General features: G+C 68.2%; 11 protein-coding genes and 1 pseudogene. 1 reads left to right on the forward strand and 11 read right to left on the reverse strand.

Going from position 1 to position 12,617, the window contains the following annotated elements; translation table 11 throughout:
* Nucleotides 1-94: 94 nt before the first annotated feature.
* The 11 genes and pseudogenes from KXS11_RS05730 to KXS11_RS05780 all read right to left on the reverse strand — a co-directional run.
* A pseudogene (locus KXS11_RS05730) lies at nt 95-706 on the reverse strand (FAD:protein FMN transferase); the annotation flags it as partial.
* A complete protein-coding gene (locus tag KXS11_RS05735) occupies nt 706-1,215 on the reverse strand; it encodes an FMN-binding protein (RefSeq protein WP_437384590.1) in 510 nt (169 codons plus the stop codon). The pseudogene KXS11_RS05730 and the gene KXS11_RS05735, both read right to left, overlap by 1 nt.
* Complete coding sequence (locus KXS11_RS05740; protein ID WP_437384591.1) at nt 1,212-2,627, reverse strand: ferredoxin reductase family protein; 1,416 nt, start codon at nt 2,625-2,627, stop codon at nt 1,212-1,214. The genes KXS11_RS05735 and KXS11_RS05740 overlap by 4 nt, the downstream gene beginning before the upstream one ends.
* A gap of 110 nt (nt 2,628-2,737) precedes the next feature.
* Entirely contained in the window at nt 2,738-4,201 is a 1,464-nt protein-coding gene (locus KXS11_RS05745) for a sensor histidine kinase (protein WP_437384592.1), read from the reverse strand.
* On the reverse strand, nt 4,198-4,896 hold the full coding sequence (locus KXS11_RS05750; RefSeq protein WP_437384593.1) for a response regulator transcription factor: 699 nt from the start codon (nt 4,894-4,896) through the stop codon (nt 4,198-4,200). Before KXS11_RS05750 ends, KXS11_RS05745 begins: the two co-directional genes overlap by 4 nt.
* Nucleotides 4,896-5,630, reverse strand: coding sequence for a VIT1/CCC1 transporter family protein (locus KXS11_RS05755; RefSeq protein WP_437384594.1), 735 nt, complete (start codon nt 5,628-5,630; stop codon nt 4,896-4,898). Before KXS11_RS05755 ends, KXS11_RS05750 begins: the two co-directional genes overlap by 1 nt.
* A gap of 345 nt (nt 5,631-5,975) precedes the next feature.
* Nucleotides 5,976-6,137 (reverse strand): hypothetical protein, encoded by a 162-nt coding sequence (locus tag KXS11_RS05760; protein ID WP_437384595.1) that lies wholly within the window; start codon nt 6,135-6,137, stop codon nt 5,976-5,978.
* 186 nt (nt 6,138-6,323) lie between these two features.
* Entirely contained in the window at nt 6,324-8,024 is a 1,701-nt protein-coding gene (locus KXS11_RS05765) for a glycoside hydrolase family 13 protein (RefSeq protein ID WP_437384596.1), read from the reverse strand.
* A gap of 69 nt (nt 8,025-8,093) precedes the next feature.
* Nucleotides 8,094-8,987 carry a carbohydrate ABC transporter permease gene (locus KXS11_RS05770; protein ID WP_437384597.1) on the reverse strand — a complete coding sequence of 298 codons (894 nt, stop codon included), beginning with the start codon at nt 8,985-8,987 and terminating at the stop codon, nt 8,094-8,096.
* On the reverse strand, nt 8,987-9,898 hold the full coding sequence (locus tag KXS11_RS05775; protein WP_437384598.1) for a carbohydrate ABC transporter permease: 912 nt from the start codon (nt 9,896-9,898) through the stop codon (nt 8,987-8,989). The genes KXS11_RS05770 and KXS11_RS05775 overlap by 1 nt, the downstream gene beginning before the upstream one ends.
* A complete protein-coding gene (locus tag KXS11_RS05780) occupies nt 9,895-11,193 on the reverse strand; it encodes an ABC transporter substrate-binding protein (protein WP_437384599.1) in 1,299 nt (432 codons plus the stop codon). Before KXS11_RS05780 ends, KXS11_RS05775 begins: the two co-directional genes overlap by 4 nt.
* Before the next feature lie 226 nt (nt 11,194-11,419).
* On the opposite strand from KXS11_RS05780, the gene KXS11_RS05785 reads away from it, so the two are divergent.
* Complete coding sequence (locus tag KXS11_RS05785) at nt 11,420-12,616, forward strand: ROK family protein (RefSeq protein WP_437384600.1); 1,197 nt, start codon at nt 11,420-11,422, stop codon at nt 12,614-12,616.
* Nucleotide 12,617 lies beyond the last annotated feature (1 nt).

Raw genomic sequence — 12,617 nt, forward strand, 5'->3', positions numbered from 1 at the left:
CCCCGCCTCTCGTGCAGGCGAGGGCGTCGATCGCGAAGCGGTCGGTCAGCTCGTCGAGTGCGGTCGGACCGCCCGCGAGGATCGCCGTGGCGAGGACGTCGGCGGTGACGATGTCGGCGGCCGCGACCGTCACCTGGACGAGCTCGTCGGCACCGGGCACCTCGCGCCGCCAGATGTGTTCGCCGCGCTCGCCCGTACCAGAGGTCGCGAGCGCACGCCGCAGCCCTGACAGCTCGACCGAGGTCAGCAGGACGGTGCGATCGAATGCGTCAACGATGCCCGCACGCCATGGAACTCCGTCGTCATCGCCGCGTACCAGGATGTCGCCCCCCACGTTCAGCAACCACTGCTCGAGGCCGGCGGCGTCGAGGACCTCGCCGGCCGCTGCGATGGCGGCGGCCTTGACGACGCCGGACAGGTCGACGACGCCGTCCGGTCGGTGCGGCGTGAACGATCCTCGGGTGGCATCCCGCCACTCGAGAGCCGTGGCGTACATGTCGCGCATCGATTCGCTCGACACCGTCAGCGCGAGCGTCCCCGCTGCGATCCGCGACGCCTCGCTCTGCGGACGGTACAGGCTGAATCGTTCGTCCAGCTCGGCGAACACCTGTCGAACGGCAGGCATGGTCTTGGCGAGCGTCGCTGCGGCCGACGCGGGGGTCCGCAGACTCGCGACCGTTCCCATCGTCTCGAAGGTGCGGATCATCAGAGCCCCGCCTGGTCGATCGCTGACTGGACCGAGGAGAGATAGCCGTCGGTCGTGTACGTCGCACCGCTCACGGTCTGCACCTGCGACGACTGCGCCGCGATGACCTCCTCCCGAAGGATCGGCGCTGCGCGGTTGGAGATGGAGACCGAACGCCCATCGTGGTCGGTGAGGTGGAGCGCGACGACGTCGGTGATCGCACCGCCACTCACCGTGATCTGCACCTGGACGTCACCGAAACGGGTGCTCTCCACGGACCCGGTGTAGGTGCCGTCCGTCGCGCTGTTCGGTGCTGCGGCGGAGGGCGTGGGCGTGGCGGTCTGCGACGGCGAGGCATCCGTGCCGGTCCCGGATGTCGTGCCCGTGGATGCGCCGATACCGGATGACGCACCGGTGCCCGCCGTGGTGGAGGTCGTCGTGGTGGGCATCCCCGCCGTGCCGAGTTGCCACCCGCCGAGGAGGACGGCACCCGACGCGAGGATGCTTGCGATGGTCGCTCGTGTTCTCACCAGTCGAACCTCTCTGTGTGGATCTGCTGATCGGGAAGGCCTGCTGCCCGCGCGTCGCGGACGACGAGATCCGTCCATGCCGCGGGACCGCAGACGTACAGGTCGGAGCGGAGGAGGTCGGGGAAGACCGATTCGATGGTGACCCCGCGACTGATCGACTCCGCCGACATCCACGTCGCGATTCCTGAGGGGCGTCGACCGAGCATCGTGTACAGGGAGCTGCGGCTCCGATGGGCGAGTTCCTCCATCTCATCCCACAGGTACGCCTGCGAGTGGTCGGTCCCGCGCAGGAGCACCGTGGCTTCGCCAGGAACGACCTCGGAGTGCTCCAGGAGGGCCCTGGCCGGTGTGACCCCGATCCCCGCGGTGATGATCGCGAGCTTCGGGGCGGTCCTGGCGAAGGAGGTGAAGATGCCGTACGGGCCCTCGATGGAGACGGCGGTCCCCGGTGCCAGTCGGGCGAGTCGACCGGTGCCGGCCCCGAGTTCGCGGACGGTGATGCGCGCGAACTCGTCCGACGGCACCGCCGAGAAGGAGATGGGGTGGGCGTGCCACCACGTCCCAGCGCTCCAGAAGCGCCAGATGGCGTACTGTCCGCCGTGGGCACCGAGCCGACGCAGGTCACGACCGCGGAGGTGGATCGAGTACACACCCGGAGCGACCGCCTCGACAGCTTCGACGCGGATGCGGTGGCGCAGTGTCCTGAAGACCGGAACGAGGAAGCGGAACCAGATGATCGAACCGAACGCCACGACGTACAGTGCGATCCAGTAGAAACGTTCGACCCCGCCCTCGGCGAGGACCTGCCCGGTTGAGAGCTGGTGGGGAACCGCGACAAGGACCGCCACGTAGCTCAGAAGGTGGATGGCATGCCAGGCCTCGTAGGGGAAGCGGCGACGCACCGCGACCACCGAGGTGACGACGACGGTGACGAGCAGCGCCGTACCGAGCAGTGCCAGCAGGAGGTCGCCTCCGCTCATGAGTGAGACGGCCTCGGCGATCAGCGAGGAGCCGTCGGTCAGCGCGTACCCGACGAGGAGGAGGACGCCGTGACCGAGGATCAGGTACAAGGCCGGTTTCCCGAGCCGGCGATGCAGGGCCATGGCCGCATCCTGCCCGACCGTGCGATCGATGACCGGGACACGCGCGGCCAGGACGAGCATGACGAGGATCAGGTCCGTTCCGACGAGCCCGGCGACGATGCCCAGCGCGGTGACGACGGCCCCGGGGCTGCTGAGGTCGCGGACGCCGCCGCTCGCGAGCAGCAGGGAGACCGCCGCTGCGCCGGAGGTCCAGCAGAGCACCGCGAGCAGATCGGCGCGCCGGAGTCGGCGACGGAGCGCGCGGCGGCGGTCGGGGCCCACTGACGGCCTCGCCTGGGAAACCTGGCGGTCGATGCGCTGCGTGGTCACGTCGGCATCCTCTCGGTCGGATCGACCGGCGGGTGCCGGTCATCTCGCTCCAGCGTGCCGACTGCAACTCGACGGGACCCGGGAGATCGACCGGTTTCGTGTTCGAGGTCTCACATGTTCGCGCGCGAGGAGGCCGTGTCGGGGGCGTTCCCGTGTGTCGGAAGCGTCACGGTCACCGCAGCACCTCCGCTGTCACCGTTCGCGATGCGGGCCTCGCCCCCAGCCCCGCGGATGATGGCGTCGACGAGGGCCAGCCCCAGGCCGCTCCCACCGCTCGCGACATCCCGGGCCTCGCCCGGGCGGCTGAACCGCTCGAACGCACGAGGGATGAACTCCTCCGGGAGACCTCGCCCGGTGTCCGTGACCGTGAGGACGAGTTCATCGTCGAGCTGTCGCAGCTCGAGCCGGACGGTACCCGTCTGGGGTGTCGCCGCGAGGGCGTTCGCCAACAGGTTGTCGAGCACCCGGGAGAACGACGTCGAGGAGACCCCGAAGCTCGTCGCGTCGTCCTGCAGCGCGACCGAGAACTCGATCGCCGGCCCGCCAGCTCCGGCGAGGAGCCGTCCGCGGTCGACGGCCTCCATGAGCTCGGATTCGAGCGCGCGCGCCGTCGTCGTCCGGTCGTCCGTCGGGTTCGCATCAAGCCGAGACAGTTCGAGCAGGTTGGAGGCGAGTCGTGCGAGCCGGTGCAGTGATCCTTCCGCCTCGCGGACGACGCGTTCGAGAGCGTCGGCGTCGCCGAACGACCGGTGCGCCAGTTCGAGCTGGGTCGTCATCACTGCGATGGGCGTCCGGAGTTCATGACTCGCGGCCGAGACCATCTCCCGTTCGCGCTCGGCCGCCGACCTCGTCCTGACGATGAAGTCGTTGAGGGTGCGCGCGAGATCCGCGAGCTCGTCCTCGGCCGGACCGACGGGCAGCAGACCCCCATCCTCGCGCTGTTCGTCACCCGAGTGCGATGACGTGCCCAGTGATTCGGCAGTGCGCCGCATGAGGTTCACGGGGCGCAGCGCCGCCGTCGCGAGCAACCAGGCGGTGGCACCGAACGCGAGCACGAGCACCACCGCGCCGATGAGGAGCGCGCGATCGAGCGCTTCGACCGTGAGGTCACTGCCCGCGCCGCTGCGCGCAGCCCAGAGCTGCCACTCGCCCTCGGCGGTCGAGACCGTCTCGCCGACCACGGTGAAGCGAACCCGCTCGTCCGTCACCACGGTCGAGGTCCCCTGTGGGTCGAGTCGCTCGCCGGTGCGCGAGCCACGATCCTCGCCGTCGGTCGCCAGGACGACCTCTCGAATGTCGTGGGGCATCGTGTCGACCGGAATCGAGCCGTCGGGCGCTTGCACGGACACGAGGATCCCTGCCGCCGGCTGGTCCGGCGGTTCGGTCGGGTTGGCGCGGATGTCCGCCGCGAACGAGCTGAGGTCCCCCTGCGCGAGCGTGACCTCCGAGTCATGCACGATCTGCTCGAGCCGCTGATGCATCGCCAAGGACGCAGCCGTCACCAGGACGACCGCGACCAACACACTCCCGAGGGTGATCCGAGCGCGGATGGACAGTCTGCGGAGCCAGGTCACGCGCTGACTCCCGCGCGGTCATCGAGCGGATCAAGGCGATACCCCGATCCTCGGACGGTCGTGATGCCGAGGCCGACCTGCGCGCTCTCCAGCTTGCGCCGCAGATAGCTGACGTACTGGTCGACGATCGTCGTCTCGAAGTTCTCCGCGGAACCCCAGACCTCCTCGAGGATCTCGTTCCGCGAGCGGACCGTGCCGACGTGAGCGGCGAGATCGCGGAGCAGTGTGAACTCCTTCACACTCAGGGCGAACGGCGCGCCCCGCACCGTCGCGCGGACGGCGAGCGCGTCCAGGCGCAGATCGCCGACCTGGACGATCGGCTGCGGGCTCGCGGTCTGGCGGCGGATCTGCGCGCGGATCCTTGCACTGAGTTCGCCGAAATGGAACGGTTTCGTCACGTAGTCGTCTGCGCCGGCGTCGAGCCCGAAGATGCGGTCCTCCACAGCATCCCGAGCGGTGATGACGATCACCGGCAGCAGGCTGCCAGACTCACGGATGCGACGACAGACCTCGAAGCCGCTCATCTGCGGCAGCATCACGTCCACCACGGCGACATCGAGCTGCTCGTTCGCGAAGGCGATGAGCGCGTCGACGCCGTTGTCGACGAGGGTCACGGCATAGCCCTCCTCCGTGAGCCCACGGCGGACGAGTTCACCCATCGTCGGGTCGTCCTCCACGACCAGGACCCGCGCCATCAGACGACGCCGCTCGTTCCGAGCAGCGTGCCGATCACGAAGGTCGCGACGAGGGCGAGGGCACCACCGAGCACGACCCTGATCGTGGGTCTCGCGGCGGGGTTGCCGCCGATCCTGGCACCGGTGAAGCCGGTGAGCGCGAGGGCGATGAGGACGACGGCGAAGGTGATCGGGACGCGGACCTCCTGCGGCGGAAGCAGGATGGCGAGTAGCGGCAGGATCGCTCCGAGGGTGAACGCGAGGGCCGAGGCACCGGCTGCTGCCCACGGGCTGACGACATCATCCTCGGTGATCCCGAGCTCGGCCTCGAGGTGTGCGGTGAGCGGATCATGCGCCGTCAATTCCTCGGCGACCTGGCGCGCGGTGGCAGGTCGCAGTCCCTTCGCCTCGTAGATGCCGGCGAGTTCGGCCAGCTCGGCTGTCGGGTCATCGGTGAGCTCGCGACGCTCCTTCGCGATCAGCGCACGCTGACTGTCTCGTTGGCTGCTCACCGAGACGTACTCTCCGAGGGCCATGGAGATCGCACCGCCGACGAGACCGGCCACACCGGCCGCGAGGAGCGGGGCGTTGTCCGTCGTCGCCCCTGCGACACCGACGACGAGCGACGCGACGGAGACGATCCCGTCGTTCGCACCGAGGACTCCCGCACGGAGCCAGTTCAGGCGCCCGGCGAGGTCTCCGCGGTGCGGTTCGTGCGGGTGCGACCCGGGGGGCAGCTGGGAGGAGGAGGTCATGAGTGCATCCAAGCACGCCGCCAGGCCGAGAGGTACCGGGACACTGTGAGTCGACGATGTTCTCCGACGCGCGCCGCGCCGTTTCGGGGTCGTCGTCCGGAGAGTCCAGCGTCGTCGTGTCGAGCTCCGCGTCGACTTCCTCTGGGGTGTCGCCACCGCCGGCCACCAGATCGAGGGCGGCAATCGCGACAGCGACCCGTCATACCGAGCACACACCGCCGGTGCGTGCTCACTGACCCCTATCGGGCCGACGGCACCAGTCCCGCACTCCGACGGGCGCGGTCGAGGATCCGCATGACCTGGACGCTCTGATCGACGGGGACCATCCGACTCTGCAGCCGCCCCTCACGGAACGCCGAGGACGCCTCCTCGAGTAGGCGAGTGCCCTCCGATGGCGGCGGACGAACCGTCCGCACCGGTCAGGAGGAGCGCCGACGCTTCGTCGACTCCCTCGACGGCGACGTGAGCGGCGGCCGACACCGTTGCCGGCTCCCAGAGCGACAGCATCAGCCAACACGAACTTCGCTGCAACGTTCGCCTCCGAGAAGATCAGCTGGACCGGCGGGTTCGCGGTTGTCCACTGAGGTCTCCCCCACCGCGCAGAACGCTCCCGAGGCCACGATTCGGGAGCGTTCTGCGTGAAGTCGCAGGGACACCCTGCAGGAAGAGCGCCCAGAGTCGACGGGGAGCGGCTCAGCCGAGGAGGCCTTCCGGGGCGATCCACACCGTCGTCTCGCCCGGCACCGAGCGATCCTCCGCGGTGCCGAGTACGACACGATCCGCCTCCTCCGCCTCCAGCGGGAAGGCATCCGTGCCGAAGTTGGCCACGACCTGCCAGCCGTTCGGTCGGACCAGGCGCAGCACGTCGGTCCGGCCGGTCTCGATCCAGTCGAGGCGTTCCTCGGTCTGCAGCAGACGACGGATCCCGAGGGCCTCGCGGTACAACGACAGTGTCGACTCGGGGTCAGCAGTCTCGACGTCGACCGCGTGGTCTGCGAACCAGGCGGGCTGCGGCAAGTGCGCGGCGGCGTCACCGAAGCCGAAGGACGCCCCGTCCGCCGACCACGGCAACGGGACACGGCACCCGTCCCTGCCCAGTCCGTCGAACTCACCGCCGCGGAAGAAGGCCGGGTCCTGCCGCTGCTCCGCGGCGATCTCAGCGACCTCCTGCAGTCCGAGCTCCTCCCCCTGGTACAGGTAGGTGCTGCCCGGGAGCCCGAGGAGCAGCAGCGTCGCGGCTCTCGCCCGCCGCAAGCCTCGCCCGCGGTCGATGGCATCGTCGGGTCCACCTGCGGCCACCCATTCCGTGCCCTGCTTCACGGGGCGACCTGCCAATGCGGGCAGGCCGTACCGCGTGGCATGACGCGTCACGTCGTGGTTCGACAGCACCCAGGTCGTCGACGATCCGGTCGCCTGCGCCTGCGCAAGGTTGTCTGCGATGATCGTGCGGAACGCCGCTGCATCGAAGTCGGCCTCGAGCAGGTCGAAGTTGAACGCCTGGCCGAGCCCTTCGGCCGAGGCGTATTTCGCCCGGCGCTCGGACGTACTCACCCACGCCTCGGCGACAGCGGTGCGTGGCGGGTCGTACTCGTCGAACACCCGACGCCACTCGGCGTAGACCTCGTGCACGTCGTCCCGGTCGATCAGCGGGTGGTTGCCGTCCTGCGGGATCAGTTCGAGCTCGGCCCGACTCGGCAGCGGCTCGCTGAGATCCTTCGTGAGCATGTGCGCGACGTCGATCCGGAAGCCGTCGACCCCGCGATCCGACCAGAACCGCAGGGTCCGGAGGAAGTCCTCCCGGACCTCCGGGTGATCCCAGTTGAGATCCGGCTGCTCGGTGGCGAAGTTGTGGAAGTACCACTGGCCATCCTCGACCCGTTCCCAAGCAGGACCGCCGAAGACCGACTCCCAATCGGTCGGCGGCTCCTCGCCCCCATCGCCCGTGCCGTCGCGGAAGATGTACCGCTCCCGCGCCGCAGAACCGCGACCCGCTGCCAGCGCCTCACCGAACCACTCGTGCAGGTTCGAGGTGTGGTTCGGGACGATGTCGACGATCACCCGGATGCCCCGCTCGTGCAGGGCGGCGATCAACTTGTCGAAGTCGTCCAGCGTCCCGAGCCGTGGATCGACGTCGCGGTAGTCCGCGACGTCGTAGCCGCCGTCGGCGAGCGCTGAAGGGTAAAACGGGCTGAGCCAGATCGCGTCGATGCTGAGCGAGGCGAGGTAGTCGACCCGCGAGAGGATGCCCGGGAGGTCGCCGAGCCCGTCTCCGTCCGCGTCGGCGAAGCTCCGGGGATAGATCTGGTAGACGGCTGCCTGGCGCCACCAGCTGGCGTCGGTGGCTTGCTCAGCCTCGATGGCCTGCCGGGTGTCGTCGGATCGTACGTCGGTCATGTCGGTGTGGTCCCTCGGTCTCTCAGGTGAGTACGGATCTGTGGTGACGCGCTGGGGCGGGCGCCAGGGTCATCCCTTGACCGCCCCCTGGGTGACGCCGGACATCACCCAGCGCTGCGCGAACAGGTAGGCGATGATCGCGGGCGCCATCGCCATCAGGTACGACGCGAACGCGACGTTGTAGTTGCTGCTGAACTGCGTCTGGAAGAGGTTCTGCCGCACCGGGAGGGTCTGCAGGCTCGCGTCCGAGATGATCAGCGAGGGCATCATGAAGTCGTTCCAGGCATAGAGGAACGCGAAGATGCCGACCGTCGCGCTCATCGGTGCGAGGAGCGGGAAGATGATCGTCCAGAACGTCTGCCAGGTGCTTGCGCCGTCGATGCGCGCGCTCTCCTCCAGTTCGAGCGGGATCGACCTCAGGAACGCCGTGAACAACAGCACGCTGAAGCTGAGCTGGAACATCGTCGCGAGGATGATCACCCCGAACGGGTTGTCGAGTCCGACACGGCCGGTGAGCTGGATCTGCGGGAGCGCCACCACCGGGAACGGGATGAACATCGCCGCGAGCAGGTAGAAGAACGAGAACCGGAACAGTCGGCGATCCCAGTTGCGCACGATCGCGTACGCGGCGAAGGATGCCAGGATGATCGTCGCGACCACCGTTCCGGCGGTGACGAGCAGTGACATCGCGAAGCCGACGGGGAACTTCGTGAGCGTCCACGCCTGGACGAATCCGTCGATGCTGAACGGGGCCGGCAGGGAGAAGGCGTTGCCGTCGACCGACTGGGTGTCGGTCTTGAACGCCATCGAGATCGTCACGTAGAGCGGCAGGAGCACGGTCACGGCGCACAGCATGAGGATGAGCGTCGTGGACCAGCTCACCCGCTCCCCCCTGGTGCGCTCCTTCGTGCTCGCCGTCGCGGTCGTGATGGACTGGGTGGAGAGTGCGGTCTGCGTAGCCATCAGAGTGCGTTCCTTCCGCGAGTCGCCGAGAGTTGCAGGAGGGCGATGATGATGGTGATGATGAAGAACAGGGTCGCGGTGGCCATCTGGTAGGCGTAGTCACCGGTTTGGAACCCACGGATGATCGTCATCGAGATGCTCCGGGTGGACGTGCCGGGACCGCCGTTGGTCAGGCCGACGATGATGTCGTAGGCGTTCAGGTAGTTCTTGAAGCCCAGGATCACGTTGATCACGACGTATCCCATCACCAGCGGCAACGTGATCCGCAGCAGCTGCTGCCGCTTGTTCGCGCCATCGAGGGACGCCGCCTCGTACACGTCGCCGGGCACCGCGAGCAGGCCGGCGATGTAGATGAGCAGCGTGCCCGGGATCGACTGCCAGGCCGTGACGATCACGATGCCGACCCAGGCGAGATCCGGGTTCGAGAGGATGCTCGTCTCGAGGAACGGGATTCCGAGTGCGGAGCCTGCCGCCGGCACGGAGTTCATGAACAGGAACTGGAACACGTAGGCGATGATGATGCCCGAGATGACCATCGGGATGACGAAGATCCCACGAAGGCCCATCTTGAAGCGGATCTTCGCAGTCAGGCCGACAGCGAGCAGGAACGCGACGACGTTCACGAGGATGACCGTCACGAGTGAGAACCCGAAGGTGAACAGGAAGCTGGTGAGGATGGCCGGGTCGCTGAACGCGGCGATGTAGTTCGTGAAGCCGATGAACGAGTAGTCGCCGATCCCGATCGAGTCGGTGAAGCTGAAGACGATGCCGACGACCCCGGGGACCGTGATGGCGAGGGTGAACAGGACGACGACAGGGAGGAGGAAGACGTAGTAGATCGGCTCGACCCGCTTCCGGCTGCGCCGGACCTTCGGGTCCCCTCCGGTCACGATCGATGTTGTGGCGCTCATTCGGATCCCTCCTTCGTCGACACGGGCGGCTGTCGGAACGCGAGGCGTGCCCAGTCCGCGTCCATGGTGCTGAGCATCGAGGCCGCGTCGGTGCCGAGGACCAGCGATTGTGCGTAGTTCTCGGTCGGGATCGCGCGCGGGTTGAGCACGCCAGGTCCCTGATAGAACGCGCCGGCGTCGTAGAAGGGGATCATGCCGGCGACACGCGGGTCGTCCGGAGCCTTGCCGTCGTCCGTCGGGACGAATCCGAGCTGAGACTCGTTGTAGGCCTGGATGACCTCCGGCTGGAACAGGTACTCGAGGAAGTCTCGCGCACCCTCGGGGTTCTTCGCCTCCTGAGGGATGATGGTGACGAGGTCGAGGTTCACGCGGACCTTGAGATCCTTCGGGTCCTCGGTCATCGGCAATGGGAACGTACCGAGGTCGAGGTCGGGTGCGGTGAGCTCGATCTGGCTGAACGCCCACGGCCCCTGGAGGTACATGGCGCCCTTGCCCTCGGCGAAGCCGACGTTGCCGGCGTCGTAGGTGCGGCTCGGCGCGTCGGCCTGGGTGTACTCCTTGGCCAGCAGCTGCATCTTCTCGACGGGTTCGAGGAAATCCTTCTCGAAGGAGACCGGAGCGTCCGGTCCCACCTCCGTTCCTTCCTGAGCCATGCGGTCGTAGAACTCCGGGATGTCGACGGCGCCGCCGACCGAGTAGTCGAACCACCCCTGATTGGCGGTCCAGGCGTCGGCGAACGTCGCGTAGAACGGCGCCACACCCGCTGCTTTCAAGGTGTCGGAGACGGCGATGAGTTCGCTCCAGGTGGTCGGCACCTCGAGGCCGTACTGGGCGAAGATCGTCTTGTTGTAGATGACTGAGGCGGCCATCACGGAGTAGGGCAGCGCGCTCGTACGCCCCTCGCAGACGCCGTACTGGTCGAGGAGCGGTTGGAGGTCGTCGCGGATGGTGGCGGCGGCCTTCGTGTCGGACAGGTCGGAGAGCGCGCATCGCTCGACGAAACGCGAGACCTCGTGGTTGTAGTTCGAGAGCATGAGGTCCGGTGGCGTGCCGCGCACGAAGCTCGCCGCGAGCGGGTCGGGACCGGAGGTGTCCATGACGACCTCGTACCGCTGCTGCGAGGCGTTGTAGTCGGCGACGGCCTGGTTCATGAAGGTGAACGCTTCGCGCTTGCTGAACGTGAAGTGCACGGTCTCCCGTCCGTCGCTCGAGCAGGCGACGAGCACGCTGGCGAGGAGCGTCACGCTCGCCACTGCCGCCGTGGCGCGTATCGCGCGTTTCAGTGGGTTCGACATCATTGTCCTTCCGCGGATTCCTCGACGGATCCGTTGACTAAATACAGAGAGTAAATCAACTGCTCACGGAAACTCTGCCATCCGTTCGCCGCCCGGTCAAGCACCGGTTCGATCACACGTTTCCGAGCCCGGACTCCGTGACCGTTCACGGCCCGCCCGGCGGCGCAGCCCCGTTGAACCGTCGGCGTCGTCGCGCCGGCCACGATGGTGGGTATCCTTGTCGGTCATGGATGCAACGACGTCGACGGCGGGGTCGGAGCCGCGTTCCTCCAGCATCGAAGCCGTCCTCGGGCATGCGTGGGCCACCTCCGCGTTCACCGCCGCCGACGTCATGTCGGCGACCGGACTCTCCCGATCGACCGCGATCGTGCTCTCCGACGAACTGGTCGAGCTGGGATGGCTGGCGGAACTCGACGATGCGCGTCAGGCGGGTGCCGAATACCGCAAGGGTCGCCCAGCCCGGCGCTACGCGCTGCGCGTCGAAGCCGGCGTCGTCGTCGGCGTCGATGCCGGAGCCCACTCGATCACCACGATCGTCACCGACCTCCGCGGACACGAGGTGGCGAGATCGAACTGCACCGTCGACCCCGCGGCAGACAGCGGGGAGCGCGTCGCCGCCGTCGACGCGGCCATCGAGGACGGCCTGCGCCGCGCAGGCGCGGTGAGGCCACTGTGCATCGTGCTCGGCGTGCCGGCGCCCGTCGATGCGCAGGGGCACTCACCCGAGGGCAACGTGTTCTGGGAGCGCATGAACCCACGGCTCGGCGAGCACCTCCGCGACCACGGCTGTGCGGTGCTCACCGACAACGACGCGAACCTCGCCGCGCTCGCAGAGGGTGCGCGCGGCGCGGGCGTCGGCGTCGACTCGTACATCACGGTGGTGACCGGTGAACGGCTCGGTGCCGGCTACGTGGTGGATGGACGCCTGGTGCGCGGCCGCGGCCGCGCAGGCGAACTGCACCTCCTCGATCTCGTCGACGGGGTGGGTTCGGCACGAGGCATTGCCGCGCTGCTCCGTGACTGGGGCCGTGAGCACCGAGAGAGCGGCGGACTCCCTGAGAGCAGCCCCCTCAGCCGGCTGCCGGTCGACGAGGTCGATGCGCTCGCAATCCTGGCCGCAGCCGACGGCGGCGACGCGGTGGCGCTCGACATGGTGCGACGGATGGCCGACCGCGTGGCTCGGATGAGCGCGGTGCTCGGCGGACTCCTGGATGTCGAACGCATCGTCTTCGCGGGCGGGATCGCCCCGTCGATGTCGCTCATGCTCGACATCGCGTCAGGGATCATCCCCGGATACATGAGCGCGGAACCACCCCTGCTCGTCGCTTCGAGTCTCGGTGCCGACATGGTGGCGTTGGGGGCGATGGCGACGGCGATCGATCACGTGCGCCGGAACGCGTTGCGGATCGAACCCTCACGGTGAG

Source organism: Plantibacter flavus (assembly GCF_051487245.1).
GTDB classification, from domain to species: Bacteria; Actinomycetota; Actinomycetes; order Actinomycetales; family Microbacteriaceae; genus Plantibacter; species Plantibacter flavus_B.

Bases quoted from the DNA above. Each gene is read 5' to 3' on its own strand.
- KXS11_RS05750 (WP_437384593.1), bottom strand. From the start codon at position 4,896: ATGGCGCGGGTCCTGGTCGTGGAGGACGACCCGACGATGGGTGAACTC.
- KXS11_RS05755 (WP_437384594.1), bottom strand. From the start codon at position 5,630: ATGACCTCCTCCTCCCAGCTGCCCCCCGGGTCGCACCCGCACGAACCG.
- KXS11_RS05760 (WP_437384595.1), bottom strand. From the start codon at position 6,137: ATGCTGTCGCTCTGGGAGCCGGCAACGGTGTCGGCCGCCGCTCACGTC.
- KXS11_RS05765 (WP_437384596.1), bottom strand. From the start codon at position 8,024: ATGACCGACGTACGATCCGACGACACCCGGCAGGCCATCGAGGCTGAG.
- KXS11_RS05770 (WP_437384597.1), bottom strand. From the start codon at position 8,987: ATGGCTACGCAGACCGCACTCTCCACCCAGTCCATCACGACCGCGACG.
- KXS11_RS05775 (WP_437384598.1), bottom strand. From the start codon at position 9,898: ATGAGCGCCACAACATCGATCGTGACCGGAGGGGACCCGAAGGTCCGG.
- KXS11_RS05780 (WP_437384599.1), bottom strand. From the start codon at position 11,193: ATGTCGAACCCACTGAAACGCGCGATACGCGCCACGGCGGCAGTGGCG.
- KXS11_RS05785 (WP_437384600.1), top strand. From the start codon at position 11,420: ATGGATGCAACGACGTCGACGGCGGGGTCGGAGCCGCGTTCCTCCAGC.